The sequence below is a fragment of the Microbacterium natoriense genome (genome assembly GCF_030816295.1).
GTDB classification, from domain to species: domain Bacteria; phylum Actinomycetota; class Actinomycetes; order Actinomycetales; family Microbacteriaceae; genus Microbacterium; species Microbacterium natoriense_A.
Map to the genome: position 1 here is coordinate 545,973 of NZ_JAUSXV010000001.1, position 26,609 is coordinate 572,581.

A 26,609-nucleotide genomic window follows, 5' to 3' on the forward strand; every position below is an offset into this window, starting at 1 on the left:
TGACGCAACTCACCATCCGTCTGTCCGTCAACGTGCGGCAGTGCGTTGACGGCAGCGGAGATTATGGTCATCGATGTCGTCGATGGCGCAATCGAATCCGCGATCGTCGGCTCTGTCGTCCGAGACGTCGGTCTACGACCAACAGCGACATCCGGCGCGGCGTCGGACGCATACAGATGGCGCCCTCAGATCACGACCTTGCCATCACACTCCGTCGCGATCACTAGCAGTGGTCTCCTGACCCAAATCGACCGATGGCGCGTACTCGAAACGGATGATCTGAACCCCACTCGTACTGTGCGATCACTGCGGGTCTCACTTCGTCATCGCAATGAGGCACTCACCTGCGCGTTATCTAGAGATGTTTCACGTGAAACCTCTCCTTAAGTCACCGCGTGCACGGCATGGCAGAAGATTCGCGATCAATCAGCACCCAGCGATGATGTTTCACGTGAAACACGTCGTATCAGCCCCGCGGTTCTGCCCTCGTAACGAGCTGCACCGCTCCCGTAGTGCGAACACATTGGGCCTCCGTACCTTCGCCGACGAGCAGGCTTAGACGACAGTCCGACGGTCATAGTTGCGCAGCAGGCACCTCGATAGATGCAATCAGGAGAGGATCCCGAACCGCACAGCTCAGAGAACCGCACTGGCGGTGAGAACAGACGGAGGGCCCAACGCTCACCGCACGATCAGAACGTGACGACCACGCTTCTGCGGACGTAAGCTCCCCCGCGCCACCGTTTCACGTGAAACGGGTACTTCAAGAAGCCACCTGCGGGCATGCCGATAAAAACACCGAAGGTCGGAGTGTATCGGGCGCGTCGCTCTCACCACTATCCGGATACTGTTGTCCATCGCGGACGGAGCGTGAGTTGGCGCGCTGCACCTTACCCTTGCCTCGAAGACGAATCCCACGGGTACTCAGGGTGCCGGATTCCTCACCGAATGCACAGTTCGGCAACCCCGGAGGATCTCGCTCTTCAATCACAGAACGATGTCGTTCCGCGCGGATGACCCGCCGGTAGCCACAACCGCCAGTCAAACGCATTGATGTTTCACGTGAAACATCCAACTGCGATGAGGTCAGCGAACAGTAGCGCGCAACACTCGCGTGGTCTCCCCCAGCACACCTTCGCCGAGAACCTCGACGCGCACGTTCGACAGACGATGCTTCTTGATGGCCTTCTGAGCGGCGTCGATCTCGTTCTCGACGTTCAGCCCTTTGAGGAACGCGAGCTCACCGCCGTCTCGCACGAGCGGTGCGGTGATCGGGACCAGAGTGCGCAGCGCACTGACGGCACGTGCGGTGACGACATCGAATCCCTCGGCTGAGCGAACGTCTTCAGCCCGCGCGCGCAGCACCTCGACGTTCTCCAGTCCGAGTGCCGTTACCTGCTCGTTCAACCAGGTCACACGCCGTTCCATCGGCTCGATCAACGTCCAGCGCACGTCGGGGCGTGCGATCGCAAGCACCAGACCGGGCAGACCAGCACCTGAACCGATGTCGGCGACACGTCCATGAAAGAGCGGCGCCGCGATCACGCTGTTGAGGATGTGCCGCGTCCACAGACGAGGAAGCTCCAACGGTCCGATCAGACCACGCTCCTCCCCCTCGCGGGCGAGTGCATCCGTGAACTGGCGTGCGACGTCGATCCGGTCGCCGAAAAGCTCGGCCGCGGTCGCCGGCTCCAGCTCTACTTCAGCAGCGGCATCCATCGCACTCACTTCGTGTTCACCAATGTTTCACGTGAAACATCAACGACGGCGCAGTACGGTGTGGCGGTCGGCGCCCTCTCCGTACGACTCCGACACGAGACCACGCTCGGCCGCGATGTCATGGACCAGCTTCCGCTCGTAGCTCGACATCGCCGGCAGCGACGCCTGCGATGCACCTTCGTCGAGCTTCACAGCTGCGGCATTCACGAGCGTCTCCAGCTGACGTCGACGGGTGTCGCGCGATCCACCGATGTCAAGGATCAGGCGCGAGAACGATCCGGTCTTGCTCTGCACCGCAAGACGGGTGAGCTCCTGCAGGGCCTGCACGGTGTCGGGCGCCGACAGCAGCGCGAGTCCATCTCCCTCAGCTTCGACCGACACGTAGGCGCGGCCCTGGCGGACGTCGAGGTTCAGGTCACCGTCGATGTCGGCGATATCCAGCAACTCCTCGAGAAAGTCCGCGGCGACATCGCCCTCGTTCTCGAGCTGAGCGACCGTCGGCTCAGTGGCTTCGATCACGTTCTCACTCATGCGCCTGGACCCTTCTTCTTCGCACGCTTCTTGCCTACCGGCTGCTGACGCTTCGGAGCCTCGGCCTTCGCCTTCTCGACCTCGGCCACCAGTCGCTGTTGCTCTGCCTCATAAACGGACATCGGAACGACCTTGCCTTCCGAGTTGATCGCCTTGCCCTTGCGAGCCAGTCGCTCTTCGCGGGCCTTGGCCGCCTCGGAACCGGGAGTCGGCATCTCGCGGATGACGACGAACTGCTGCCCCATGGTCCACAGGTTCGAGATGAACCAGTACACGACCACGCCGAGCGGGAAGAACACACCCGAGAAGATGAAGCCCAGCGGCAGCACGTAGAGCATGATCTTCTGCATCTGGTATGCCTGGCCGGTCTTGGCCTCGGGCGACAGGTTCTTCGAGATGATCTGCAGCTGCGTGTAGAACTGCGATCCGATCATCAGGACGACGAGAGTCACCAGAATGACGATCGCCGTGGTGTTCTGCGTCTCCCACGCGTTGCCGAGGGTCTCGTGCAGGGAGGCCACACCGAAAAGCTTGGCGTCGTAGAACTCCTTGGTCAGCTCCGGGCTGAGGAGGCCGACACCGCCGATACCGTGCTCAGCGTGCTTCTTGACGTCGCTCAGCACGCTGTAGAGCGAGAAGAACACGGGCATCTGCACAAGCAGCGGAAGGCAGCTCGACATCGGTGTCGTGCCGTGCTTCTTGTACAGGGCCATGGTCTCGCGGCTCATCGCCTCACGACTGAGCTGATCCTTTTTGCCGCGGTACTTCTCCTGGACTTTTCGCAGTTCAGGAGCGATTTCCATCATCTTGCGCTGGCTCTTGATCTGCTTGACGAAGAGCGGCGTGACCGCAGCGCGGACGACGATCACGAGACCGATGATCGACAGCACCCAGGTCAGACCGGATGCCGCAGGCAGACCCACGGCGGTGAGCAGCCAGTGCCAGGCGACGAGCACGAGCTCGACCACCCACTTCAGCGGCCAGAGGATGGTTCCGAGCAGGTCGAATCCACCCGCGGCAGGTGCCGGGCTGGGTGTCGCACTGGCGAGCAGGAGGTCAAGACCCACCGATCAGTCCTTTCGGGCAGGGACGACGAAACCGCGGGGGGTCAGGTCGTAGCGGAAGTGTTCGTGCGGATGGACGTCGTCGACGCCTCCGCGAGTCCAGGGGTTGCAGCGGAGGATGCGCCATGCCGAGAGAGCAGTCCCCCTCACAGCGCCGTGCTGTTGCACCGCACCTACAGCGTAAGCCGAGCAGGACGGATAGTACGCACACACATCGCCGTACAACGGCGAGATGACCGAGCGGTACGCCGTAAGAAAGCCCAGCACGAGATTTCGTGGGATCAGCGGGATGCTGCGTGCGAGATCAGCCGACTGCATCCGAGCCGTACCGATCGAGGTGGCCGGCAGCGCGCTCATGCCGGCATCCGCTCGAGGCGTCCGATGCAGCGATTCACGTCTGCGCTCAGCTCGGCGTAGCTCGCGGTCGCGGATGCAGGAAGGGCACGGATGACGACATCCGTGCCCTCGGGGACACGCGGGAGCGCCTCCGCGCACACGGCTTTGAGTCGCCGGCGAACGGTGTTGCGCACCACTGCGGTGCCCACCTGTTTGCTGATGATGAACCCGAACCGCGGAACTCTGCTCTCGCCCGTCGACAACATCGAGGTCACGACGCGCGACCCGCCACAACGGGCACCGCGTCGAACGACCAGTCGATAGTCGCTCCCGCGGGTCAGCCGGAACGGGCGGGCGAGCACAGTGGCTTACGCGGAGAGCTCGACGCGGCCCTTCGCGCGGCGAGCAGCGAGGATGCCGCGGCCTGCGCGGGTCCGCATGCGAGCACGGAAGCCGTGCTTCTTGGCGCGGCGACGGTTGTTGGGCTGGAAGGTGCGCTTAGTCATGGAATCACTCCGGGAATGCTGTCACCGGAATCAGTTTCGACCGGAGACATAGGGATCTGCCGTTCAGGCATAAGTCAACCGATTAAGGGTACGTCCTGCCGGCGCGCAGAGCAAATCTGCGCGCTCACAGGCTTGTCATCCTCCGAAATCCGCACAGCCATTATCCACAACCCCGCGCGGTCCGTCGAGCACAACACGCCCGCGGATTCACAGGGGCAGGTTGCCGTTCTGTCCACAGGTGACTACCGTGGCAACCGAAGTTATCCACAGGGGGGACGCGTTCTCGTGCCTTCCCACTCGATCCCTGCCCGGAGCGTCATGTCATCACCTGCCCAGCCCGACGTCCCGATCTGGACCACTGTGCAGGATCTTCTCGAGGCGGACGACCGGGTGACCCCCCAGCTTCAGGGATTCCTGAGCCTGGCGGTTCCTGCAGGCGTGATGGCCGCGACCCTCTATCTCGAAGTCCCCAACGACCTCACAGCGGCGCAGATCAACAAGCGTCTGCGCCTGCCGATCATGGAGGCACTCGCCCACGTCGGCGAAGAGGTCACCTCGTACCGGGTCGTCGTGAACCACGAGCTCGCAGAGCAGCCCACCGCATCGATCGCAGTCGCCGACTACGGCCGCCAGGAGCAGCAGCGGCCGGAATCGCCCATGGAGCAGCCGACCGCGCTGCGCCACGAATCGCGACTGAACCCGAAGTACACGTTCGACAACTTCGTGATCGGTCAGTCCAACCGATTCGCCCATGCCGCCGCAGTCGCCGTCGCAGAAGCTCCGGCCAAGGCGTACAACCCGCTTTTCATCTACGGCGACTCGGGTCTCGGCAAGACCCACCTCCTGCACGCGATCGGCGACTACGCGCAATCGCTGTATGCCGGCGTCAAGGTGCGGTACGTCTCGAGCGAGGAGTTCACGAACGACTTCATCAACTCGATCGCGAACAACCGCGGCGCCGCCTTCCAGGCTCGATACCGCGAGGTCGACATCCTCCTCATCGACGACATCCAGTTCCTGCAGGGACGGGCGGAGACTCAAGAGGCTTTCTTCCACACATTCAACACGCTGCACGACCACAACAAGCAGGTCGTGATCACCAGCGATGTCGCCCCGAAGCTCCTCACCGGATTCGAAGATCGGATGCGCAGTCGTTTCGAGTGGGGCCTCATCACCGATGTGCAGGCGCCCGACCTCGAGACGCGCATCGCGATCCTCCGCAAGAAGGCCCAGAGCGAGTCGCTGCACATCCCCGACGAGGTCCTCGAGTACATCGCCACTGTCGTCTCCTCGAACATCCGCGAGCTCGAGGGCGCACTGATCCGCGTGTCGGCCTTCGCGAGCCTGAACCGCTCGGCCCTCGACATCTCCCTCGCCCAGACGGTTCTGCGCGACATCATCGACACGGCGGAAGACAACGTCATCTCGCCGACCGACATCATCACCGCCACGGCGCAGTACTTCAAGCTCACGGTCGACGACCTCTACGGTTCGAGCAGATCGCAGCAGATCGCTACGGCCCGCCAGATCGCCATGTATCTGTGCCGCGAACGCACGAGCCTGTCGCTGCCGAAGATCGGCCAACTTTTCGGCAATCGCGATCACACCACGGTGATGTACGCGTACAAGAAGATCAGCGACCTCATGAAGGAACGACGCTCGATCTACAACCAGGTGACCGAAATCACCACGCAGCTCGGTCGGCGCTGAGCGCCCCGCATCCGTCTCACCTCGAAAAGGGGGATACGGCGTCTTCACGGACGCTGTGTCCCCCTTTTTGCCGACTTGACAGGCATCTGAGGCACCGGATACGGGGTTTGCACACATGTGGATAACTTGTGGATGAATCGCGATCAGGTCGGGACGACTGTGGGGTTAACGGGGCAACCTGTGGATAACTCGGTAGTGCTCCACAAGTGAGCGGATGCCGTGAACCCGCGGTTTCCTCAGGGATTCCACAAGTGACAGGCGTGTAGTTCCCTACTCGCGTCTGCTTTCCACCGACTTATCCACAGTTTCCACAGTTGTTAACACCGTTAAGGAGTTAACCCGTTTAAGGCGCGATCCGATCACCAGACGGTGGAAATCCGTCGACGAGCTCAGGAACCCCGGCATGAATCACAAGTCGTAGGGAACTGTTCGACTGTGGGGCTAGCATGGGAAGCCCTGCAGTGGCAGGGCTGCGCACATCGTGTCATTCCGCCGGCGATGCGGCGCTCAGAGAACGACGAGGAGCACCCGTGAGGTTTCAGGTCAACCGCGATGTCTTCAGCGAGGCTGTCTCCTTCGTGGTCAAGCTGCTCCCGCAGCGCAACCCCCAGCCGATCCTTGCCGGAGTGCTGATCGAAGCGGACGGCTCCGGTCTGACCCTGTCGGCGTTCGACTACGAGGCGTCGGCCCGCACGACGATCGAAGCCACGGTCGACACACCGGGCACGATCTTGGTTCACGGTCGGCTGCTCTCCGACATCGCCAGCCGACTGCCGAACGCCCCGATCGAGATCGCGGTCGAGGAAGACGGCGGCATCGCGGTCACCTGCGGATCCGCGCGCTTCACGCTCGCGGCCATGCCTGTTGAGGAATACCCGTCGATCCCGGAGGTGAGCGGCACCTCAGGCGTCGTTCCGGCAGACGATTTCGGCACCGCGATCTCTCAGGTCGGCTTCGCTGCGTCTCGCGACGACGTGACTCCTGTCCTCACCGGCGTGCAGCTCGAGGTCTCGGGCCAGAACCTGAGCCTCGTGGCCACCGACCGCTACCGCGTGTCGCTGCGTGACGTGCCGTGGGACGGTGAGGCCGTCGAATCCAGCGCTCTCGTTCCCGCCCGCACTCTGGTCGAAGTCGGCAAGACGTTCGGGCATGCCGGCACGATCCAGGTCGCGTTCTCCGGAGCGGGCGACCGCGAGATCATCGCCTTCACGGCCGGCAACAAGACCGTGACCTCTCTGCTGATCAAGGGGAACTTCCCGCCGGTTCGGCGCCTGTTCCCCGAGCAGACCGATCACTACGCGGTCGTCAACACCGCTGATCTCATCGAGGCGGTCCGCCGCGTCTCCCTCGTGCTCGACCGTGCGGCTCCGCTGCGATTCACGTTCACGAGCGACAGCGTGACCATGGACGCCTCCGGCAGCGAGCACGCGCGGGCGTCGGAATCGGTCGATGCGATCCTGCACGGCGGCGATGAGGTGACGCTCGGCCTGAACCCGCAGTACCTGACCGAGGCGCTCGGCGCTGTGAAGAGCGAGTTCGTGCGCGTCACGTTCACCTCGAGCGACAACGCCAACAAGCTCAGCCCCGTGCTCATCACCAGCCAGACCTCGGTGGATCAGGCCGGGCTCGACTCGTTCAAGTACCTGCTGCAGCCCAACCTCCTCCTCCGCTGAGGTCGGCTCGGTCCGCCGTGACCGGTCTGGGCGCTGACTGAGTCCGCCGCAGGATCGTTCCTGACGACGGTTTCCGCTCTCATCGACGCCCCCGCGCCTAGAAGGGTGCGGATTCGCACCCGGAAAGCGCCTTCTGCTGCGCGGTCCGAGACTTCCCGACGGCACCCGCTCATGCCCGAATGCACCGGGCTCGTGCGTTACGTGGCGGAAATCGCCGCGCAGAGTGCACGAAACATCATCCTGCGAGAGTCAGCCGTACCCGAAGAGCACGGCTGCTCCGCATAGCCGTGCGGCCGAGCTCGTCTTCCCAGACGAAGGATGCCTCGCATGCCGGAAAAACACCCTGCCCGCCTTCCCCGAACACTTGCCGCGGGTCTGACGCTCGCGGCATCCGTCGCACTCCTTCTCGGTACCGCGAGCACGGCGGCAGCTGCGGAGGGTGCCGCGTATGACTCGATCACGATCACTGCCGCCCCTCTCACCGTGGCCGTCGGCGACTCCCTCACCGTGACGGCATCTGCCGCGGGTCTCGTCGACGCCTACGCCTACGATCTCGATCTCGCCTACGACCCCGCGCTGCTCACCTTCGTCGCCGACAGCGACGTGACGCCGGCCGGCGGATTCGCAACCGCCACCGACGAAGGCGGGCGGGTCTCGGTCGTGGCGACTCGCCTCGGAACGTCGCCCGGTCTCACCGGAGATCAGGTGCTCGTCACCCTGACGTTCACGGCGATCGCTCCGGGAACGGCTGACATCACGATGTCCGAAGGTCGCGTCGTCGACTCCGCGGGAACCGCTTCGGCCATCGACGCCGCGGGGCTGGCCGCATCCGTCGAGATCACCGCCGATGAAGACACCGGCTCCGCCTCGGCCGGTACGACGGGAAACGGCACCGGCAGCGGTACCGGATCCGTCGGCGGAGATCCCGTGAACGCAGGCGGCGGCACCGGTCCTCTCGCCACGACCGGTGCAGATGCCGCTCCCTGGCTGATCGCCGGAGGCATCGCCGCGGTGGCGATCGTCAGCGGCGCCGCTCTCATGCTCGCCCGCAGGAGGACCCGATGAGAAGCGGAATCGGCCGAGCAGTAGCCACTCTCAGGACCGGAGACAAGAACGTGAAGAGCACTTTCATCCGCATCGGCGCCATGACGACGGTCGTCGCGGGCGTCGCAGCCCTGACGTCCTCCTTCGCAGGGGCCGCGAGCGCGGCGACCAGCGATGCGGGTCCGATACTGGCCCCCTATTACACGCAGCTCGACGTCACCGGCGACCAGCAGGTGACCGTCGATGATCTGTCGATCGCGGCAGCCGCACTCGGAATCACCGAGACCTCGCCCCAGTGGAGTGCGCTCTCGGCGCTCGACACCGATGCTGACGGTGTGCTCACGGTTGTCGACCTCACGGACCTGTCGCATCGGATCATCTACGACGACGGACCGTTCGAGCTGGTCGAAGCCACGGTCGTCGACATGCAGGCCGCTATGAACGCCGGCGTGACGACGTCGGCGAGCATCACGCAGGAGTACCTCGACCGCATCGCCGCCTATGACCGCACAGTCATGGGCGGCGGGAGCAGACCGTTGAACTCGGTGATCACCGTGAACGAGCACGCGCTCGATGCGGCGGCCGAGGCCGATGCGATCCGCGCCCGCGACGGCATGACGAGCATGCTGCTGGGAGTGCCCATAGCGCTGAAGGACAACTACGACACCGCGGACATGGTCACCACGGGCGGCTGCGGATGCTGGAACGAGAACCAGACCGCGACGGACGCGTCGATGGTCACCGGCCTCCGTGCCGACGGAGCGGTGATCCTCGCCAAGACGAGCCTCGACGAGTTCGCATACGGGTTCGTCTCGGAGTTCTCGTCGTTCCAGGCGCCCGGTTCCTCGCTGCTGGTCGCCAGCCCCTACGACACCACGCGCACCGCAGGCGGGTCGAGCGGTGGAACCGGCGCGGCGATCTCGGCGAACCTCGCCGGTATCGGCTTCGGCACCGACACCGGTGGGTCCATCCGCGTCCCCTCGTCGTACAACCAGCTCGTCGGCGTGCGCCCGACCGTCGGACTCGCCAGTCGCGACGGGATCATCCCGCTCGCGCTGTCGCAGGACACCGGTGGCCCGATGGCCCGATCGGTGCTCGATGCCGCCGTGGCGCTGGATGCCGTCGTGGGCATCGACGGGGCCGATCCGGTGACGTCTCGACAGGACGGAAAGGTGCCTGCGTCGTACACCGCGTACCTCGACCCGTCGGCACTGGCCGGCGCGCGCATCGGATACGTCCCGTCGATGATCGGCTCGAACGCGGGCACCGTCCGTCTCTTCGACCAGTCGGTCGCTGCCCTGACCGCTCAGGGTGCGACGGTCGTGCCGGTCACCCCGCCGACCGAGTTCGCGGCCGTTCTCGGCGAGGGCTCGGGTTCGACGAACGAGTTCCTGCACGATCTCAACGGATACATCGAGACGCACCTGGGCCCCGACGTGCAGGCGCGGACGCTCACCGACATCCTGGCCACGGGCAACTACGTGACCTCTCGACAGTCCGTGTACGAGGCGCGCAACGCCGTCACCGACGTGACGTACGAGGCCTGGGCGGGAGAGAGCGGGAGTCACACGCTGCAGCTGGCCGCGGGCAAGGACCTGGTGACGCAGATGATGGACGACCTCGATCTCGACGCGTTGATCTATCCGAGCACCAACGCGTACGGCACGCAGGGGACGAACATGCGCCTCAGCCCGAACACGGGGATGCCGGCTGTCACCGTCCCGATGGGGCAGACCGCGGCCGGCGAGACGGCTCCGGGTAGCGGAGTGAACCTGGAGTTCCTCGGACGGGACTTCGCTGAGGGTCCTCTGCTCGGTCTCGCCTACGCGTTCGAGCAGGCGACGAACGCGCGCACGACTCCGGGGTTGTACGGTCCGCTGCCCTGATCGTCGCCGACGGCGGTCGTTCGAGATCTCTCGGGCGACCGCCGATCGGCACGGGAGGCCGTCGCCGTGATTCGCGCGCGAGAACAGCGGGAACCACGAGCTCGTCGGCCGATTCAGCGGCGACCCGTTGTCAGACCCGAAAGGTAGGCTGACTCCCGTGATTGTGGAGCACCTGAGTCTGGTCGATTTCCGCAATTACGCGACCGCTGAACTCGCTCTGCACAAGGGCCCCAACGTGCTCGTCGGCCGCAACGGTCAGGGCAAGACCAATCTCGCCGAAGCGGTCGTCTTCCTCGCGACTCTCGGGTCGCACCGGGTCTCGTCCGACGCCCCGATGGTGCGCGACGGCCAGGAGTTCGCGATCATCCGCGCTCGCCTGTCGCACGGCGAGCGCAAGGTCCTCGCCGAGGTGCAGCTGAACCGCCAGGGATCCAACAAGGCGCGCATCAACGGATCCCCCTCGAAGACGAACGAACTCCCCCGGTACGCGCACGTCGTCCTGTTCGCTCCGGAAGACCTGCAGATCGTGCGCGGCGATCCCTCCTCCCGACGGCGATTCTCCGACCAGCTGCTCGTGCAGCGGACGCCTCGGATGTCAGCCGTGCTCGGCGACTACGACCGCGTCCTCAAGCAGCGCACCGCTCTTCTGAAGTCGGCGCGCGCCCGCGGCGTGCGCGGCGAGGGCCTGAGCACGCTCGACGTATGGGACGACAAGCTCGTCGCGCTGGGTTCCGAGATCATCGCCGCACGGCTGAAGCTCGCGGCCGATCTGCAGCAGCCGGTCGAGGCGGCCTACGCCGCCATCGCCGGCGAAGACCATCGACCGCAGCTCGAATGGGCTCTCTCGGTGCGCGGCGGCGACCCGGAGGAGGGGACGGATGCCGCTGCCACCGAATCCACGGGCGACATCTCCGACATGTTCCGCGCCTCCCTCGCGGCGAAGCGCACACAGGAGCTCGAGCGCGGGCTCACCCTCACCGGACCCCACCGCGACGACCTGATCATGCGGGTACGCGGACTTCCGGTGAAGGGCTACGCCTCGCACGGAGAATCCTGGTCCATCGCGCTCGCTCTGCGTCTGGCATCGGCCGAGCTGCTCCGCAACGAGTCGCCGGCCGGCGATCCGGTGCTCATCCTCGACGACGTCTTCGCCGAGCTCGACGCCGACCGCCGGCAGCGACTCGCCGCGCTCACGGCCGATTACGAGCAGGTGGTGGTGACCGCCGCGGTGGAGGAGGATATCCCCGAGATCCTGCATCGTCACGTGGTGCGGATCAGCGCGGGAACCATCAGCGACGAGAGAGGCCCTTCGACGAGCTCAGGGACTCAGGCGGATGACCGAGAGGACGAAGGATGAGCGACATCGCAGGCGGCGTCGCGGCCGCGGCATCCGACACCCCCGAGACCGTCGCGACCTATCTGCGTCTACGCGGTCTGCAGCCCAGTTCGAAGAACTGGAAGCGCAAGCGCCGCATCTCGACCGACGACGACAACGCTCCCTTCACCCCGGGGCGCGATCCCGGCTCGCTCGGCGCCGTTCTCGACAAGCTCACGAGGGACTCGGGCTGGCAGGCGGCCCTGGCCCGTGAGAACGTGGTGCTGCAGTGGGACGAGCTCGCCGGCGCCGACACCGCGAAGCACTCCGAACCGGTGTCGCTCGAGCGCGGTCTGCTCACGGTGAAGTGCGATTCGACGGCGTGGGCGAAGAACCTGCAGTACATGCGCGCGACGATCCTCACCGAGATCGGCCGACGCTATCCGGATGCCGGTGTGGAGAACCTCCGCTTCATCGGACCGGACGTCCCCTCGTGGAAATGGGGCCCCAGAGTCGTTCCAGGGCGGGGTCCGCGCGATACCTACGGGTAGGAGACCAGTTATGGGGTCTGAATCGCTCAGAAGGCCACACACGGCGTTCTAGCCGACATTTGATCATGAAAGCCCGCTAGAATGGGAGTTCGTGATATCGATGTGGAGACTGCCCTCTGATGACGCCTGAATCCCCTGAAGAGACGGAGCCTTCGACCGGCTCAGGGACCCCGACACCATCGAACACCCCCGCACCCCGGGTTCCAGCAGCCGGGTGAATACGGCGCCGACTCCATCCAGATCCTCGAGGGTCTCGAAGCGGTCCGCAAGCGCCCGGGTATGTACATCGGCTCCACCGGCCCCCGGGGTCTCCATCACCTCGTGTACGAGATCGTCGACAACTCGGTCGACGAGGCTCTCGCCGGCTACGCCGACACGATCTTCGTGACCATGCTCGCCGACGGCGGTGTCCGGGTCATCGACAACGGTCGAGGCATCCCCGTCGATCCGCACTCCTCAGACCCGACCAAGTCCACGGTCGAGGTCGTGCTGACGATCCTGCACGCCGGCGGAAAGTTCGGCGGCGGCGCGTACGCCGTCTCCGGCGGTCTGCACGGCGTCGGCTCCTCGGTCGTGAACGCGCTCTCGACGCGCTTCGACGTCGAGGTCAAGCAGAAGGGCTTCGTGTGGCGGCACAGCTTCGCGAACGGCGGAGTCCCGCAGCAGCAGCTCGAAAAGGGAGAGCCGACCGACGCGACCGGAACGACCATCACGTTCTGGCCGGACCCCGAGATCTTCCAGGAGACGGTCGAGTTCGACTACGACACGCTCCGCACCCGTTTCCAGCAGATGGCCTTCCTCAACAAGGGTCTGCGCATCGAGCTGACCGATGAGCGCGAAGCATCCGCCTACGAGGTCGAGGTCGACGGTCAGACCGTCGCCAAGCAGCCGAACGACGTGTTCTTCTACGAGCGCGGCCTGGTCGACTACGTCGAGTACCTGAACAAGGTGCGTCACGCAGAGGTCGTCAACGAGGAGATCATCGCCTTCGAATCCGAGGACACCGAGCGCAAGATCTCGCTCGAGGTCGCGATGCAGTGGACCACCTCGTACACCGAGAACGTGTTCACCTATGCCAACACGATCAACACGCACGAGGGCGGTACGCACGAAGAAGGCTTCCGTGCGGCGCTGACCACCCTCGTGAACAAGTACGCCAGGGCGAACAACATCATCAAGGAGAAGGACGACAACCTCTCCGGCGACGACGTGCGCGAAGGACTGACGGCGGTCATCTCCATCAAGCTCGGAGAGCCGCAGTTCGAGGGCCAGACCAAGACGAAGCTCGGCAACACCGAGGCGAAGGCCTTCGTGCAGAAGGTGGTCGGCGACCAGCTGGGCGACTGGTTCGAGCGCAACCCCTCGCAGGCCAAGAACGTCATCCGCAAGGCGATCGACGCCGCGACCGCACGCCTCGCCGCCCGCAAGGCGCGCGAGACCGCGCGTCGCAAGAGCGTGTTCGAGTCGGCGGCCATGCCCGACAAGCTCAAGGACTGCACGAGCAAGGACCCCTCGATCAGCGAGATCTTCCTCGTCGAGGGAGACTCGGCAGGCGGTTCGGCCGTGCAGGGTCGCGACCCGCACACGCAGGCGATCCTGGCGCTGCGCGGCAAGATCCTCAACGTCGAGCGTGCGCGTCTCGACAAGGCACTGGGCAACAAAGAGGTCCAGGCGATGATCCAGGCCTTCGGCACGGGCATCGGCGAGGACTTCGACATCGAGAAGGCCCGCTATCACAAGATCGTGCTGATGGCGGATGCCGACGTCGACGGTCAGCACATCACGACCCTCCTGCTCACGTTGCTGTTCCGCTACATGCGAGGACTCATCGAGGCGGGCTTCGTCTACCTCGCGATGCCTCCGCTGTATCGCCTGAAGTGGTCGAACTCCGCTCACGAGTACGTCTTCAGCGACGCCGAGCGCGACGCGCTGCTGAAGCACGGTCTCGACAACGGCAAGCGCATCCCGAAGGATGCCGGCATCCAGCGCTACAAGGGTCTCGGCGAGATGAACCCGAAGGAGCTGTGGGAGACCACGATGGATCACTCCACTCGTACCCTTCAGCAGATCACCATCGAGGATGCCGCGGCCGCCGACGAGATCTTCAGCGTGCTGATGGGTGAGGACGTCGAGTCGCGGCGCAGCTTCATCCAGCGCAACGCCAAGGACGTCCGCTTCCTCGACATCTGACATGCATTTCGTCTCGCTCCGCTCGCTCAACGACCCGTGCTCTTCCCCGGTCGTCGAGCGAGGAGCGCAGCGACGAGACGAAACGCCTCACGATGACTCTTCCAGACGAGAGATGAACACATGACTGACGACATCCGCCCCGAGCCGGAACACGACCACGGCAAGATCGACCAGGTCGACCTGCAGTCGGAGATGCAGCGCAGCTATCTCGACTACGCGATGGCCGTGATCGTGGGCCGCGCGCTCCCTGACGTGCGCGACGGGCTCAAGCCGGTGCACCGCCGAGTGATCTACGGCATGTACGACGGCGGATTCCGCCCCGACAAGTCGTTCTCGAAGTGCGCTCGCGTCGTCGGTGAGGTCATGGGTCAGTATCACCCGCACGGCGACTCGGCGATCTATGACGCCCTCGTCCGGCTGGTGCAGCCGTGGTCGCTGAGGTATCCGCTGGCGCTCGGGCAGGGCAACTTCGGCTCTCCCGGCAACATGGGCGCCGCAGCCCCCCGATACACCGAGACCAAGATGGCCCCGCTCGCGCTCGAGATGGTGCGCGACATCGAAGAGGACACGGTCGACTTCACCGACAACTACGACGGTCAGACCCAGGAGCCGACGGTCCTCCCCGCCCGCTTCCCGAACCTGCTCGTCAACGGATCCGTCGGCATCGCGGTCGGCATGGCGACCAACATCCCCCCGCACAACCTGCGCGAGGTCTCGGCCGCCGCTCTCTGGGCGCTGGACAACCCCGGCCTCTCCCGCGAAGAGCTTCTCGACGGACTGATCCAGCGCGTTCCCGGTCCCGACTTCCCGACCGGCGCGCAGATCCTCGGCACCAAGGGCATCCACGAGGCGTACCGCACGGGTCGCGGCTCGATCACGATGCGTGCTGTCGTCAACGTCGAGGAGATCCAGGGTCGCACCTGCCTCGTCATCACCGAGCTGCCGTACCAGGTGAACCCCGACAACGTGGCGGTGAAGATCGGCGACCTCGCCCGTGACGGCAAGATCACCGGCATCGCCGACATCCGCGACGAGTCCTCCGACCGCACCGGTCAGCGCCTCGTCGTCGTCCTCAAGCGGGATGCCGTCGCCAAGGTCGTGCTGAACAATCTCTACAAGCACACCCAGCTGCAGGAGAACTTCGGCGCGAACATGCTCGCGATCGTCGACGGCGTGCCGCGCACGCTCGCGATCGATGGATTCATCACGCACTGGATCACCCACCAGCTCGAGGTCATCGTCCGTCGTACTCGTTTCCGCCTTGCGAAGGCCGAGGCGCGCATGCACATCCTGCGTGCGTATCTGAAGGCGCTCGACGCGCTCGACGAGGTCATCGCCCTCATCCGCCGCTCGCCCACGGTCGACGAGGCGCGCAGCGGATTGAAGGCCCTGCTCGACATCGACGACGACCAGGCCGACGCGATCCTCTCGATGCAGCTGCGCCGCCTCGCGGCACTGGAGCGTCAGAAGATCCTCGACGAGGCCGAGGAGCTCGAAACCCTCATCGCCCAGTACAACGCGATCCTCGCCGACGAGGCGCTCCAGCGCGACATCATCCGCGAGGAGCTCACCGGAATCGTCGACCGCTTCGGCGACGAGCGCCGCACGCACATCCTGCACGGCTTCGACGGCGACGTCTCGATGGAAGACCTCATCGCCGAGGAGGAGATGGTCGTCACCGTCACGCGTGACGGCTACATCAAGCGCACGCGCAGCGACAACTACCGGTCGCAGCACCGCGGCGGCAAGGGTGTCAAGGGCGCGCAGCTGCGCGCGGATGACATCGTCGAGCACTTCTTCGTGACGACGACGCACCACTGGCTGCTGTTCTTCACCGACAAGGGCCGCGTCTACCGGTCGAAGACCTACGAGGTCCCCGAGTCCGGTCGCGACGCGAAGGGCACGCACGTCGCGAACCTCCTCGCGCTGCAGCCGGGTGAGAAGATCGCGCAGATCCTCGACATCCGCGACTACGAGGTCGCCGACTACCTCGTGCTCGCGACGCGCGACGGACTCGTGAAGAAGACGAGCCTGTCGAGCTATGACACGAACCGTCAGGGCGGTGTGATCGCGATCCGCCTGAACGACGAGGACGAGCTCGTCTCGGCGCTCATGGTGAACGCCGAAGACGACATCCTCCTGATCAGCCGCCGAGGCATGTCGGTGCGCTTCAGTGCGACCGACGGGGCGCTGCGCCCGATGGGCCGGGCGACCGCCGGCGTCAAGGGCATGAAGTTCCGCGACGGCGACAGCCTGCTCTCGGCATCCGTCGCCGCACCCGGCCAGTACGTGTTCGTCGTGACCGATGGCGGCTACGCGAAGCGCACCGCCATCGACGAATACCGCGTCCAGGGACGCGGCGGATTCGGCATCAAGGTGGCCAAACTGAACGACGATCGAGGCACTCTCGCGGGCGGTCTGATGGTCGCCGAAGACGACGAGGTCCTTGTGGTTCTGTCCAGCGGCAAGGTGGTACGCTCTGCCGTGGCCGAGGTGCCCGCCAAGGGCCGCGACACCATGGGTGTCGTGTTCGCTCGGACCACAGAAGCAGACCGCATCCTCGCCATCGCCCGCAACGGCGAGCGGGGACTCGGCGAAGACGAGGCGGAGGCGGACGAAGAATCCGCAGCCACAAACACGGAAGATTCGGATGAATCATCCAACCCTGGAGAGGGCCAAGACGCATGAGCACAGTAGCCGACAAGCTGGCGAAGAAGTCCACGCGCAAGACCAGCGGCAAGCAGGTTCGCCTGCGCCTGGTCTACGTCGACTTCTGGTCGGCCGTGAAGCTCTCCTTCCTGGGTGCCGTCGCACTCGCGATCGTCACGATGGTGTCGTTCTTCCTGATCTACATGGTTCTGCAGGCCACGGGCATCATCGCCCAGGCCGACGACTTCGTCGCGCAGTTCACAGACAACAGCATCCGCCTCACCGAGGTTGCGGGTCTTCCGCAGGTCATGGCGTTCGCCGCCGTGGTGTCGATCCTCAACCTGATCGTCTTCACGGTGCTCGGCGCCGTGGTCGCGGGCATCTACAACCTGGCGGTCAAGGTCACAGGCGGCCTGCTCGTCGGCTTCATGTCGAACTGACCTTCAGCTCACGAGAAAGGCGGATGCTCCGGCATCCGCCTTTCTCGTTCTCACACGATGCCGGTGGTGCCGAGCAGCGTGCCGATCAGCCACGTCGCGGCGAGGGCGAGCCCGCCGCCGATGACGAGTCTGATCGCGGCGCGCGCCGGTCGCGATCCGCCGATCCGGGCGCTCACCGCCCCCGTGACGGCCAGAGCGATCAGCACGGCGGCGAAGGTGATCGGCACACGGACGGACGCCGGGGGCAGCAGGATCGCGAGCAGGGGGAGCAGCGCCCCGAGCGTGAAGGCGATCGCGGATGACATCGCCGCATGCCAGGGATTGACCAGGTCGTCCTGGTCGATGCCGAGCTCGACCTCGAGATGGGCCGCGAGCGCGTCGTGCGCGGTGAGCTCTTCGGCGACCCTGCGTGCGGTGTCCTCACTGAGACCGCGGTCTCGATACAGACCTGTGAGCTCGGCGAGCTCGGCATCGGGCATCGTCCGCAGCTCCTCGCGCTCTTTCGCGATCAGTGCCCTTTCGCTGTCGCGTTGGCTGCTCACCGAGACGTACTCGCCGAGTGCCATCGAGATCGCTCCGCCGACGAGCCCGGCGAGGCCGGCCGTCAGCAACGCCGCGTTGTCGGTCGTCGCGCCGGCGACGCCGACCACGAGAGACGCCACCGAGACGATCCCGTCGTTCGCGCCGAGCACGCCGGCCCGCAGCCAGTTCAGGCGCTGGCCGAGTCCGCCTTCGTGCGCCTCGCCCTCATGAGTGGTCATGGTGACAGTGAACCAGAAGCCTGCGGGGCCGGGGCCGTCGGCGGTAGGGAAAACCCGAAGCGCACTGTCCGGGTGCCTCCGTGTCGCGCGCTTCCGCACCGCCGTACCTTGGGACTATGACCACACAGACTGCGACCCCACGGGACACGGGCACGGCGAGACCGCCGCTGCGGATCGTCCTGACGATCCTTCATCTCGGCGCACTCGGTGTCCTGGGCGCCGCGATCCTCGGAACCCTCTCGGGCCTGTTCGGCGCCGGCCTCGGACTCCTCTTCGTCTTCGGCGTCGGCATCTTCCTGCTCATCGGGTTCGTGTACGCGCTGTTCGGCCTCGGCTGGTTCGAGGTCGAGAGGATCGCAGCTCTCTACAAAGTGCCGATCGCGCCGCTCCGGCGACGCCGCAGCGTCCACACCGGCTTCGCCGGGTGGATCCGCTCGATCGGGCGGCAGGTGATCGACGGACGCATGTGGCGGGCGCTGGCGAACTTCGCGCTCGCGTGCATCGCCGGTGGACTCGTGCTGCGCCTCGTCTGGGGAGTGGTGTGGTCGGCGATGATCTCGTTCGCACCCCTCACCGGCGACGGCGTGGTGGCAGGGCCCTTCGGCAACGTGATCGAGGCGTCGTGGGCGCCTCTGGTCGGCATCCTCGGTGTTCTCGCGTCCGCCGCGGGCATCGTCGGGCTGGCCCTGTTGCATCGGGTGCTGTCGCTCGCGATCGTCGCCCAGAGCCGCGAAGCCGAGCTCACCGAGCGCGTGCGCACCACCACCGCCCAGCGCGAAGGCGCGGTACGGGCGGCCGATGTCGAGCGCACCCGCATCGAGCGCGACCTGCATGACGGCGTGCAGCCTCGGCTGGTATCGGTCGGCATGACGCTCGGGCTCGCGCATCAGAAGATCGACGACGACCCGGCGGCGGCCAAGGAGCTGATCTCCGAGGCGCACACGTCGACCAAGGCGGCGATCACCGAGCTCAGGCAGCTCGCCCGCGGCATCCACGCCTCCGTTCTCGACGACCGTGGTCTCGACGCCGCACTCTCGGCGCTGGCCAGCCGATCGCACATACCGGTGAGCCTCGACGTCCGGATGGAAGGACGCTGCAGCCGCGAGGCCGAGGCGGCCGTGTACTTCGCGATCGCCGAGTCGCTCACCAACGCGGCCAAGCACTCGCGAGCCAGCGAGGCCAGGGTCATCGTGCGACTCCGCGAGGGCAACGTCCTCTGGGCACGCGTCGAAGACAACGGCATGGGCGGCGCGCAGGTGCAGCCGGGCGGAGGTCTCGACGGCATCTCGAACCGCATCCTCGCGGCCGGCGGAACGTTCCGCCTCGACAGCCCCTTCGGTGGCCCGACCAGTCTCGAGGTGAACGTGCCATGCGCATCCTGATCTGCGAGGACTCGGTCCTTCTGCGCGAAGGGCTCGTGCGTCTTCTCGAAGACGCCGGCCATCAGGTGGTCGCCGCCCTCTCCGACACCGAGGGACTGACGGAGGCGGTGGCGGATGCAGCGCCCGAGCTCTGCATCCTCGATGTCAGACTTCCGCCCACGTTCACCGACGAGGGGATCCGCGCCGCCCTCGGACTGCGCCAGACGAACCCTCAGCTGCCGCTGCTCGTGCTGTCGCAGTACGTCGAGGAGCGCTACGCATCCGATCTCATCGCCGCCCAGGGCGGGCCGCTCGGGTACCTGCTCAAAGACCGGGTCGCCGATGTCACCGAGTTCCTCGAATCGGTGAACCGCATCTCTGAAGGGGCGACCGTGCTCGATCCCGAGGTCGTGGCGCAGCTGCTCATGCGGCGCCATCGCGACGATCGGATGCTGCGCCTCACCGAGCGCGAGCGCACCGTGCTCGCACTGATCGCCGAGGGCAAGTCGAATCAGGCGATCGCCGCGCTGCTCTTCCTCTCCGAGGCGAGCATCGAGAAGCACATCACATCCATCTTCCAGAAGCTGGGCCTCGAGCAGGACGAATCGGGAAACCGCCGCGTGCTCGCCGCTCTCGCTCACATCGAGAATCTCGGCGGCGCGACGCCGCCGGCCGGTCAGACAGGAGCCGCACGATGAGCATCAGTACTCCCCCGCCCGCCCGCACCGCCGGGCAGCCGTGGATCACCATCACCCTCGCCGTCTTCGGCGGCCTCGCGCTGGCGGGAGCCGGCGCGACGGCCGCGGTCGCGGCGTCGGCGGACCTCGATCGCACCGACGTGGTGCAGCGGATCGACGTCGACGGCGTCGAGAGCCTCGATCTCGACGCCAGCGCGAGCGACGTGCGGGTCGAGTTCGGCGACGTCGACGAGGCGGAGCTGTCGGTCAAGGGTGGTCGAGGCGGCGCGTGGACCATCGAGAGAGATGGCGACGAGCTTCTCGTCCGCAGCCCTGATTCGGGGTTCGGCTGGTGGTTCGGGCGTTGGTTCGACGACGACCGCACGGCCGTGCTGACGCTGCCGACCGAGCTCGAAGGACTCGACGCGAGCTTCAGGCTCAACGCGGGCGGGCTCGACATCACCGGTTCGTACGGCGAGCTCGACCTCGAACTCGCCGCCGGCGATCTGAACGTCGACGGATCCGCGCGGTCACTCGAGGCCGACGTCAGCGCGGGGGGCGCCGATCTGCTCCTCGACGGTGTGGACGAAGCCGACCTCTCGGTGGCGGCCGGAGACCTCTCCGTCGAGCTGACCGGTTCGGCGCCGAGTCGTGTGACGATCACCGCGAACGCCGGTTCGGCCGATCTCACCCTGCCCGACACCGGGTATCACGTCACCCAGAGCGTGAGCGCCGGCGAGCTCGACAACAGGCTCGAGCAGTCGTCGGACTCGCGGAACTCGATCGAGGTGACCCTCTCCGCGGGGACGGTCACACTGCGTCCGGGCAGTTGATCGAGAAGCGGATGCCGGGCGGCAGTGCCCGGCATCCGCTGTTCCTTGCCCCGATTGGGATTCTGGCTGATCTTCGGGTAAAGTCTTTGAGGTTGCGGGGCTATAGCTCAGGCGGTTAGAGCGCTTCACTGATAATGAAGAGGTCCCAGGTTCAAGTCCTGGTAGCCCCACCATCAAACTCAAGAAATCCCGTTACGGGGCCTTAGCTCAGTTGGTAGAGCGCCTGCTTTGCAAGCAGGATGTCAGGAGTTCGAATCTCCTAGGCTCCACAGAGATCCGAAGAGGGCCCGAGCGTATGCGCGGGCCCTCTTCGCGTATGCGAGAGTGGAGGCATGGCATCTCCGCAGGCGCTCAGCGAGCCGGATCGACGGCTCGTCGCTCTGTGGGCGGCTGACTGCGCAGAGCGGGTGCTGCCTCTGTTCGACGCCGAGGCGCCGGATGACGACAGGGCGCGAGACGGCATCGCTCGCGCCCGAGCGTTCGGGCGGGGCGAGCTCGATACGGCCGAGGAGATCCGCAGGCGATTCGTCGCCGGCCGCGCGGCTCATTCGGCGACGTCACCCGCGGCAGTCGCCGCCGCGCGTTCGGCCGGGCAGGCATCAGGTGTGGCGCACATGGGGGCGCATGCTCTGGGCGCCGCCGCCTACGCGGCCAAGGCCGCCTCCCTCGCGGCGGTCGATCACGACGCTGCCCACCGCGACGAGGTCGGCTGGCAGCTGGGTCACATGAGCGACGAGGTCCGTGCCGCGTTTGCGCGCCTTCCGCTGCTGGGAACGGACTCGGCTGGCCCCCTGGGCGCGGGCCTGCTGGCATCCGGAGCGCTCGGGGCGACCATCCGGGAGATCCAGGCGGAGCTGCGGAGTTGACGAACTCGTCGGAGGATGCCGTCTCGTGTCTGCTGGCCGGTCCGCGAGGCCGTCGGCTGTGCCTGCAGTACGCCCTTAATGTGTCGCCTTCGATCGGTACGCCCCTCTTCCAGCTCTCGCATCGGGCTGCTCCGCAATCCTCCGCGCTGCTGATCATCGGTGACGGGGAGCCGGCCGAGGAGCCCGACTACACCCTCGAGCACCTGGCCGAGCTGATCACGTCGATCGCTGTGCCGCCTCCCAGCGGCGAGACCCTGCACGCTGCGCTCCGTGACTCCGTGGACGCAGCGCGCTATTGGCAGGAGCCCGACGGCGCCGACGTGGTCGCGACTCACCCCGCAGTCCTCGCGTCGCTCGCGGGCATCGCACGTGCCATCGTCGCGTCGCCTGTCGCGGCGTCGTGGGACTCTCCGTCCGACCCGCAGCAGTGGGCCGTGGACTGGCGCGCGGCCGCAGACGCCGGTCCTTTGCCGACGAACGCCGCGAGGCTGTTGACCGACTGGGACCGTGACCGGCGTGAGGACGAGAAGCGCGCACCTCGGGAGAGCCCACGAGACGTGCAGACGATCTTCACGGGCACGTGGTGGTCGCTGCCGATGAGCCTTCTGCAGACGCGCGGGAGCGTGCGCGCCGCGCTCGAGCTGTACGAGGATTCCTTCGGCCCGGAAGCGGCGACGGTGATCCCCGTGCGCGGCACCGGTCGAATCTGCGAGATCCGTTCCGCGGAAGACTGGGCGCGACTGTGCCTGCGCTACCCGGTCGAGGTCACGGCATCCCGTCGCCACGATTGGTATCGCGTCACCGGTCGCGACGGACGCTGGATCATCCCCGATTGGACGCGGGTCGCGGCCGACTGGGATGCCGTGCACCTCACCGTGCTCGGTTACCTCAGCGCCGCGACCAGGCTGATACCGGTCGATGACGAATACGCATCGGTCATCGGAGGCTGGGCGCCTGATTCGACGGTGTGGCTCACCGACTCCGCTCGGGAGTCGGCGCCCCGGCAGCACTGGGCCCGCCCCGATGGACGGAGCGAGTGGATCCGACAGGAACCGGGCGCCGACGGCATCCGTCCGTGATCTGCGCGCATGATTCGAAGGAGTTCTCTCGTTCTGAAGGAGGAATCTCGCCGAACTCTCCTCCCGATCGTGTGTTCTCCTTCGGAACGCGTCAGCCGATCGACACTGCTCGGCCCAGCCGGATGCCGGTGTCGAGAGCCGTCTGGATCACGTCGAGCAACTGTCGTCCGTCGGACGTGACGAAGTAGTCCGAGAGGTCCGTGATGCTCGCTGCGATGTCGTCGCCCCACGGTGGCGCGGCGGCCGGGTCGTCGAGGTCCCAGATGAGGGCGGATGGCGGAAGCAGAGTCAGCTGCCGGCGAATGTCAGAGAGCTCACCCCTGGCCGCATCCAGATGACTGACGTCGAGTTCGCCGTGCTGATACAGATCGCCGAGGCGCGGGAAACGGCGTCCGCGCGCGCCGTCTTCCAGCCGACCGGTGACGGTGTCGAAGAACGCGCCGAGGAAAGCGCCCGTTCCGATCGGATACGCGATCGGACCGACTCGAAGGCTCACGCCCATTCGCTACTCCCTCCGCCACGATCGAAGACCACTCTACGAGCGCGGGGGCAAGCGCGCCGACCAGTGCGCAAGCCCGCGGGATCAGCCCCGCTTCGCGAACCTCTTCCGCGTCTCGGCATCCGCGGTGTACACCACGAGCTGCACGTCGGTCTGGTCTGAGGGCCGCATCTGATGGTGCTCGAACACGAGCCTGCCCAGGGTCGGATGCTGGAACACCCGCTCGCGCGACTCGAAACCGCCGACGCCGTGACTCTCCCAGCGCTCCCGGAACTCGCCGCTCGCGTCCATCAGCCGCCCGACCAGGTCGCGGTAGCGGGTGTCGCCCAGCCGGGGCCCGACCTCGGCCCGGAACTCGGCCAGGAAACGACGGCTCGTGTCATCCCAGTCGTCGAGCAGCGACCGCACCGCGGGATCGGTGAAGATCAGCCACAGCAGATTGCGATCCTCGGGGTCGACGGTGGCGACGTTCGGGTACAGCGCCTCGTACGCCGCGTTCCACCCGGCGATCCCCCAGTCCGGCGCCAGGGCGTAGGCCGGATGCTCGTCGAGCGCGTCGAGGAAGCGCTGCACGTGCGCCGGTGCCGTGGCGACGGCGGAATGCGTGCCGGGCCGGGACGGCGCGAAGCCCGCGAGCGTCAGCGCGTAGTCGTGCTCGGCGACCGTCAACCGCAGCGCGGTGGCGACGGCATCCAGCACCTGTCTCGACGGGTTGATGTCGCGCCCCTGCTCCAGCCAGGTGTACCAAGTGACGCTGACCCCCGAGAGATACGAGATCTCCTCGCGGCGGAGGCCCGCAGCACGACCCCGACCGGCGGGCGGCAGCCCGAACGACGCGCGATCCAGGGTCGACCGCCGGGCGCGCAGGAACGCGCCGAGCTCCTTGCGCTGCTGCTCGTCCGTCGTCACATCACACACCCTTCATCATCAACAAACCTAGTGCTCTCACTACTAGTATCAGCGCCGTCTTCCGGCGACGCACCTGAGCGACCAGGGTGGAAGAATGCCCACCCCTCTTCGCTCCCGCACCGTCACGCACGGCCGCAACGCCGCCGGCGCCCGCGCCCTGTTCCGCGCCGCCGGTGTGAACGCCGCCGACTTCGGCAAGCCCATGATCGCCGTCGCGAACAGCTTCACCGAGTTCGTGCCCGGCCACACGCACTTGCAGCCCGTCGGGCGCATCGTCTCCGACGCGATCTCGGCCGCAGGCGGCATCCCGCGCGAGTTCAACACGATCGCGGTCGACGATGGCATCGCGATGGGACACGGGGGGATGCTCTACTCCCTCCCCTCGCGCGACCTGATCGCCGACTCGGTCGAGTACATGGTCAATGCGCACCAGGCCGATGCGCTCGTGTGCATCTCGAACTGCGACAAGATCACCCCGGGCATGCTCATGGCCGCTCTTCGACTGAACATCCCCACGGTCTTCGTCTCGGGCGGTCCGATGGAGTCCGGCCGCGCCACGCTCGTCGACGGCTCGGTCCGCACGCTCGACCTCGTCGACGCGATCTCCGAGGCGGCCAACGACACGGTGTCGGACGCCGACATCCAGCGCATCGAGGAGAACGCCTGCCCGACGTGCGGCTCGTGCTCGGGCATGTTCACCGCGAACTCGATGAACTGCCTGGTCGAGGCGCTCGGCCTCGCCCTGCCCGGCAACGGCTCGGTGCTCGCGACCCACACCGCGCGCCGCGCGCTCTACGAGAAGGCCGGCGAGGTCGCCGTGCAGATCACCAAGGCGTTCTACGACGAGGACGACGCCTCGGTGCTCCCTCGCGCGGTCGCGAGCCCGGCGGCCTTCGCGAACGCCATGGCCCTCGACATCGCGATGGGCGGCTCGACCAACACGATCCTGCATCTGCTCGCCGCCGCGCACGAGGCAGGCATCGACTTCGGTCTCGACGAGATCGACGAGATCTCGCGGCGAGTGCCGTGCCTCGCAAAGATCGCGCCGAACCCGGCCTACGGCCGCATGTACTACATGGAAGACGTGCACCGGGCGGGCGGCATCCCCGCCGTCCTCGGCGAACTGCGCCGTGGCGGCCTACTCGACGAGAACGTCAGCACGATCCACTCCGAGTCGTTCGCCGCCTGGCTGGACGACTGGGACATCCGCGGCGGCAAGGTCACCGACACCGCCAAGGACCTCTGGTACGCCGCACCCGCCGGCGTGCGCTCGTCGAGCGCCTTCTCGCAGTCCGAGCGCTGGGCTGCGCTCGACGAAGACGCCGAGAGCGGATGCATCCGCGATATCGCGCACGCCTACTCGGTCGACGGCGGTCTCGCCGTGCTGCGCGGCAACATCGCGGTCGACGGCGCCGTCGTGAAGACCGCGGGCGTCGACCCGTCGATCCTCGTGTTCTCCGGACCTGCCGTGGTCTGCGAGTCGCAGGACGAGGCCGTCGCGAAGATCCTCGGCAAGAAGGTGCAGCCCGGCGATGTCGTCGTCATCCGCTACGAGGGCCCCAAGGGCGGACCGGGGATGCAGGAGATGCTGCACCCGACATCGTTCCTCAAGGGACGCGGACTCGGCAAGGTCTGCGCGCTCATCACCGACGGGCGCTTCTCGGGCGGCACGTCGGGCCTGTCGATCGGCCACGTCTCGCCCGAAGCGGCGAGCGGCGGCGTGATCGCGCTCGTCGAAGACGGCGACATCATCGACATCGACATCCCGACCCGCGGGCTGAGCCTGCGCGTCGACGACTCCGTGCTCGAAGAGCGCCGTGCGCGCCTGCTCGATAACGGCGGCTACCGTCCCGTCGATCGGCAGCGCCCGGTCTCCCTGGCGCTGCGCGCCTACGCCGCGATGGCGACCTCGGCCGACCGCGGCGCCGTGCGCGACGTCGAGGCCGTGGAGCGTGCGCTGCGGGAGCAGGAGATCCGTCAGGCGGGTGCGCTCGTCTGACGCACGTCGTG

24 protein-coding genes and 2 tRNA genes are annotated in these 26,609 nt (G+C 66.4%); 17 read left to right on the top strand and 9 right to left on the bottom strand.

The window, feature by feature from the left end; translation table 11 throughout:
• Positions 1–1,086: 1,086 nt before the first annotated feature.
• Genes rsmG through rpmH form a run of 6 tightly spaced genes read right to left on the bottom strand, consistent with a single transcriptional unit; the run spans position 1,087 to position 4,156 of the window.
• Positions 1,087–1,719 (bottom strand): 16S rRNA (guanine(527)-N(7))-methyltransferase RsmG, encoded by a 633-nt coding sequence (gene rsmG / locus QFZ53_RS02550; RefSeq protein ID WP_307293174.1) that lies wholly within the window; start codon positions 1,717–1,719, stop codon positions 1,087–1,089.
• Between the two features lie 39 nt (positions 1,720–1,758).
• Positions 1,759–2,250: a Jag family protein gene (locus QFZ53_RS02555; RefSeq protein ID WP_292910452.1), complete on the bottom strand. Its 492-nt coding sequence runs from the start codon at positions 2,248–2,250 to the stop codon at positions 1,759–1,761.
• On the bottom strand, positions 2,247–3,317 hold the full coding sequence (gene yidC, locus QFZ53_RS02560) for a membrane protein insertase YidC (protein WP_292910454.1): 1,071 nt from the start codon (positions 3,315–3,317) through the stop codon (positions 2,247–2,249). Before yidC ends, QFZ53_RS02555 begins: the two co-directional genes overlap by 4 nt.
• Positions 3,318–3,320: 3 nt before the next feature.
• Entirely contained in the window at positions 3,321–3,671 is a 351-nt protein-coding gene (gene yidD, locus QFZ53_RS02565) for a membrane protein insertion efficiency factor YidD (protein WP_292910456.1), read from the bottom strand.
• Positions 3,668–4,012: a ribonuclease P protein component gene (gene rnpA / locus QFZ53_RS02570; RefSeq protein ID WP_292910458.1), complete on the bottom strand. Its 345-nt coding sequence runs from the start codon at positions 4,010–4,012 to the stop codon at positions 3,668–3,670. The genes yidD and rnpA overlap by 4 nt, the downstream gene beginning before the upstream one ends.
• A gap of 6 nt (positions 4,013–4,018) precedes the next feature.
• Positions 4,019–4,156, bottom strand: coding sequence for a 50S ribosomal protein L34 (gene rpmH / locus QFZ53_RS02575; protein WP_292910460.1), 138 nt, complete (start codon positions 4,154–4,156; stop codon positions 4,019–4,021).
• Positions 4,157–4,597: 441 nt separating this feature from the next.
• Between rpmH and dnaA the strand changes: the two genes are divergently transcribed.
• The 9 genes from dnaA (at position 4,598) to QFZ53_RS02620 (ending at position 17,614) form a co-directional block, all read left to right on the top strand.
• On the top strand, positions 4,598–5,866 hold the full coding sequence (gene dnaA / locus QFZ53_RS02580; RefSeq protein ID WP_373426313.1) for a chromosomal replication initiator protein DnaA: 1,269 nt from the start codon (positions 4,598–4,600) through the stop codon (positions 5,864–5,866).
• Between the two features lie 530 nt (positions 5,867–6,396).
• Entirely contained in the window at positions 6,397–7,539 is a 1,143-nt protein-coding gene (gene dnaN, locus QFZ53_RS02585; protein WP_292910464.1) for a DNA polymerase III subunit beta, read from the top strand.
• Between the two features lie 327 nt (positions 7,540–7,866).
• Entirely contained in the window at positions 7,867–8,604 is a 738-nt protein-coding gene (locus tag QFZ53_RS02590) for a cohesin domain-containing protein (protein WP_307293189.1), read from the top strand.
• Between the two features lie 50 nt (positions 8,605–8,654).
• Positions 8,655–10,469, top strand: a complete 1,815-nt coding sequence (locus QFZ53_RS02595) for an amidase family protein (RefSeq protein ID WP_307293192.1) — start codon at positions 8,655–8,657, stop codon at positions 10,467–10,469.
• Positions 10,470–10,626: 157 nt separating this feature from the next.
• Positions 10,627–11,826: a DNA replication/repair protein RecF gene (gene recF / locus QFZ53_RS02600; RefSeq protein WP_307293195.1), complete on the top strand. Its 1,200-nt coding sequence runs from the start codon at positions 10,627–10,629 to the stop codon at positions 11,824–11,826.
• On the top strand, positions 11,823–12,335 hold the full coding sequence (locus QFZ53_RS02605) for a DUF721 domain-containing protein (protein WP_292910472.1): 513 nt from the start codon (positions 11,823–11,825) through the stop codon (positions 12,333–12,335). The genes recF and QFZ53_RS02605 overlap by 4 nt, the downstream gene beginning before the upstream one ends.
• 234 nt (positions 12,336–12,569) lie before the next feature.
• The gene (gene gyrB, locus QFZ53_RS02610; RefSeq protein ID WP_307299340.1) at positions 12,570–14,525 is read left to right on the top strand and encodes a DNA topoisomerase (ATP-hydrolyzing) subunit B; all 1,956 of its coding nucleotides are present in this window, start codon (positions 12,570–12,572) and stop codon (positions 14,523–14,525) included.
• Between the two features lie 120 nt (positions 14,526–14,645).
• Positions 14,646–17,213: a DNA gyrase subunit A gene (gene gyrA / locus QFZ53_RS02615; protein WP_307293198.1), complete on the top strand. Its 2,568-nt coding sequence runs from the start codon at positions 14,646–14,648 to the stop codon at positions 17,211–17,213.
• Positions 17,210–17,614 (top strand): DUF3566 domain-containing protein, encoded by a 405-nt coding sequence (locus QFZ53_RS02620; protein WP_130495163.1) that lies wholly within the window; start codon positions 17,210–17,212, stop codon positions 17,612–17,614. The genes gyrA and QFZ53_RS02620 overlap by 4 nt, the downstream gene beginning before the upstream one ends.
• Positions 17,615–17,664: 50 nt before the next feature.
• Here the strand turns inward: QFZ53_RS02620 and QFZ53_RS02625 are convergent, their stop codons facing one another.
• A complete protein-coding gene (locus tag QFZ53_RS02625) occupies positions 17,665–18,375 on the bottom strand; it encodes a VIT1/CCC1 transporter family protein (protein WP_292910483.1) in 711 nt (236 codons plus the stop codon).
• Positions 18,376–18,491: 116 nt separating this feature from the next.
• Here QFZ53_RS02625 and QFZ53_RS02630 point away from each other — a divergent pair, with 116 nt between their 5' ends.
• From QFZ53_RS02630 to QFZ53_RS02660, 7 genes are all read left to right on the top strand, one after another.
• Entirely contained in the window at positions 18,492–19,757 is a 1,266-nt protein-coding gene (locus QFZ53_RS02630) for a sensor histidine kinase (RefSeq protein WP_307293201.1), read from the top strand.
• Entirely contained in the window at positions 19,745–20,434 is a 690-nt protein-coding gene (locus QFZ53_RS02635) for a LuxR C-terminal-related transcriptional regulator (RefSeq protein WP_307293204.1), read from the top strand. Before QFZ53_RS02630 ends, QFZ53_RS02635 begins: the two co-directional genes overlap by 13 nt.
• A complete protein-coding gene (locus tag QFZ53_RS02640) occupies positions 20,431–21,246 on the top strand; it encodes a DUF4097 family beta strand repeat-containing protein (protein ID WP_307293206.1) in 816 nt (271 codons plus the stop codon). The genes QFZ53_RS02635 and QFZ53_RS02640 overlap by 4 nt, the downstream gene beginning before the upstream one ends.
• A 96-nt stretch (positions 21,247–21,342) precedes the next feature.
• Positions 21,343–21,419, top strand: a tRNA-Ile gene (locus QFZ53_RS02645).
• A 23-nt stretch (positions 21,420–21,442) separates the two neighbouring features.
• Positions 21,443–21,515 (top strand) — tRNA-Ala (locus QFZ53_RS02650).
• Between the two features lie 63 nt (positions 21,516–21,578).
• The gene (locus QFZ53_RS02655; protein WP_307293209.1) at positions 21,579–22,112 is read left to right on the top strand and encodes a putative immunity protein; all 534 of its coding nucleotides are present in this window, start codon (positions 21,579–21,581) and stop codon (positions 22,110–22,112) included.
• Complete coding sequence (locus QFZ53_RS02660; protein WP_307293212.1) at positions 22,109–23,191, top strand: hypothetical protein; 1,083 nt, start codon at positions 22,109–22,111, stop codon at positions 23,189–23,191. Before QFZ53_RS02655 ends, QFZ53_RS02660 begins: the two co-directional genes overlap by 4 nt.
• Positions 23,192–23,282: 91 nt before the next feature.
• Here the strand turns inward: QFZ53_RS02660 and QFZ53_RS02665 are convergent, their stop codons facing one another.
• Positions 23,283–23,687, bottom strand: a complete 405-nt coding sequence (locus tag QFZ53_RS02665; RefSeq protein ID WP_307293215.1) for an Imm70 family immunity protein — start codon at positions 23,685–23,687, stop codon at positions 23,283–23,285.
• A gap of 87 nt (positions 23,688–23,774) precedes the next feature.
• On the bottom strand, positions 23,775–24,599 hold the full coding sequence (locus tag QFZ53_RS02670) for a helix-turn-helix transcriptional regulator (protein WP_307293218.1): 825 nt from the start codon (positions 24,597–24,599) through the stop codon (positions 23,775–23,777).
• Between the two features lie 94 nt (positions 24,600–24,693).
• Between QFZ53_RS02670 and ilvD the strand changes: the two genes are divergently transcribed.
• Positions 24,694–26,598 (top strand): dihydroxy-acid dehydratase, encoded by a 1,905-nt coding sequence (gene ilvD, locus QFZ53_RS02675; protein WP_307293221.1) that lies wholly within the window; start codon positions 24,694–24,696, stop codon positions 26,596–26,598.
• Positions 26,599–26,609: the final 11 nt, after the last annotated feature.

Excerpts from the sequence above, each read along its gene's own strand:
- rsmG (WP_307293174.1), bottom strand. The coding sequence starts at position 1,719 with ATGGATGCCGCTGCTGAAGTAGAGCTGGAGCCGGCGACCGCGGCCGAG.
- QFZ53_RS02555 (WP_292910452.1), bottom strand. The coding sequence starts at position 2,250 with ATGAGTGAGAACGTGATCGAAGCCACTGAGCCGACGGTCGCTCAGCTC.
- yidD (WP_292910456.1), bottom strand. The coding sequence starts at position 3,671 with ATGAGCGCGCTGCCGGCCACCTCGATCGGTACGGCTCGGATGCAGTCG.
- rpmH (WP_292910460.1), bottom strand. The coding sequence starts at position 4,156 with ATGACTAAGCGCACCTTCCAGCCCAACAACCGTCGCCGCGCCAAGAAG.
- dnaA (WP_373426313.1), top strand. The coding sequence starts at position 4,598 with ATGGCCGCGACCCTCTATCTCGAAGTCCCCAACGACCTCACAGCGGCG.
- QFZ53_RS02590 (WP_307293189.1), top strand. The coding sequence starts at position 7,867 with ATGCCGGAAAAACACCCTGCCCGCCTTCCCCGAACACTTGCCGCGGGT.
- QFZ53_RS02605 (WP_292910472.1), top strand. The coding sequence starts at position 11,823 with ATGAGCGACATCGCAGGCGGCGTCGCGGCCGCGGCATCCGACACCCCC.
- gyrA (WP_307293198.1), top strand. The coding sequence starts at position 14,646 with ATGACTGACGACATCCGCCCCGAGCCGGAACACGACCACGGCAAGATC.
- QFZ53_RS02620 (WP_130495163.1), top strand. The coding sequence starts at position 17,210 with ATGAGCACAGTAGCCGACAAGCTGGCGAAGAAGTCCACGCGCAAGACC.
- QFZ53_RS02625 (WP_292910483.1), bottom strand. The coding sequence starts at position 18,375 with ATGACCACTCATGAGGGCGAGGCGCACGAAGGCGGACTCGGCCAGCGC.
- QFZ53_RS02630 (WP_307293201.1), top strand. The coding sequence starts at position 18,492 with ATGACCACACAGACTGCGACCCCACGGGACACGGGCACGGCGAGACCG.
- QFZ53_RS02635 (WP_307293204.1), top strand. The coding sequence starts at position 19,745 with ATGCGCATCCTGATCTGCGAGGACTCGGTCCTTCTGCGCGAAGGGCTC.
- QFZ53_RS02640 (WP_307293206.1), top strand. The coding sequence starts at position 20,431 with ATGAGCATCAGTACTCCCCCGCCCGCCCGCACCGCCGGGCAGCCGTGG.
- QFZ53_RS02655 (WP_307293209.1), top strand. The coding sequence starts at position 21,579 with ATGGCATCTCCGCAGGCGCTCAGCGAGCCGGATCGACGGCTCGTCGCT.
- ilvD (WP_307293221.1), top strand. The coding sequence starts at position 24,694 with ATGCCCACCCCTCTTCGCTCCCGCACCGTCACGCACGGCCGCAACGCC.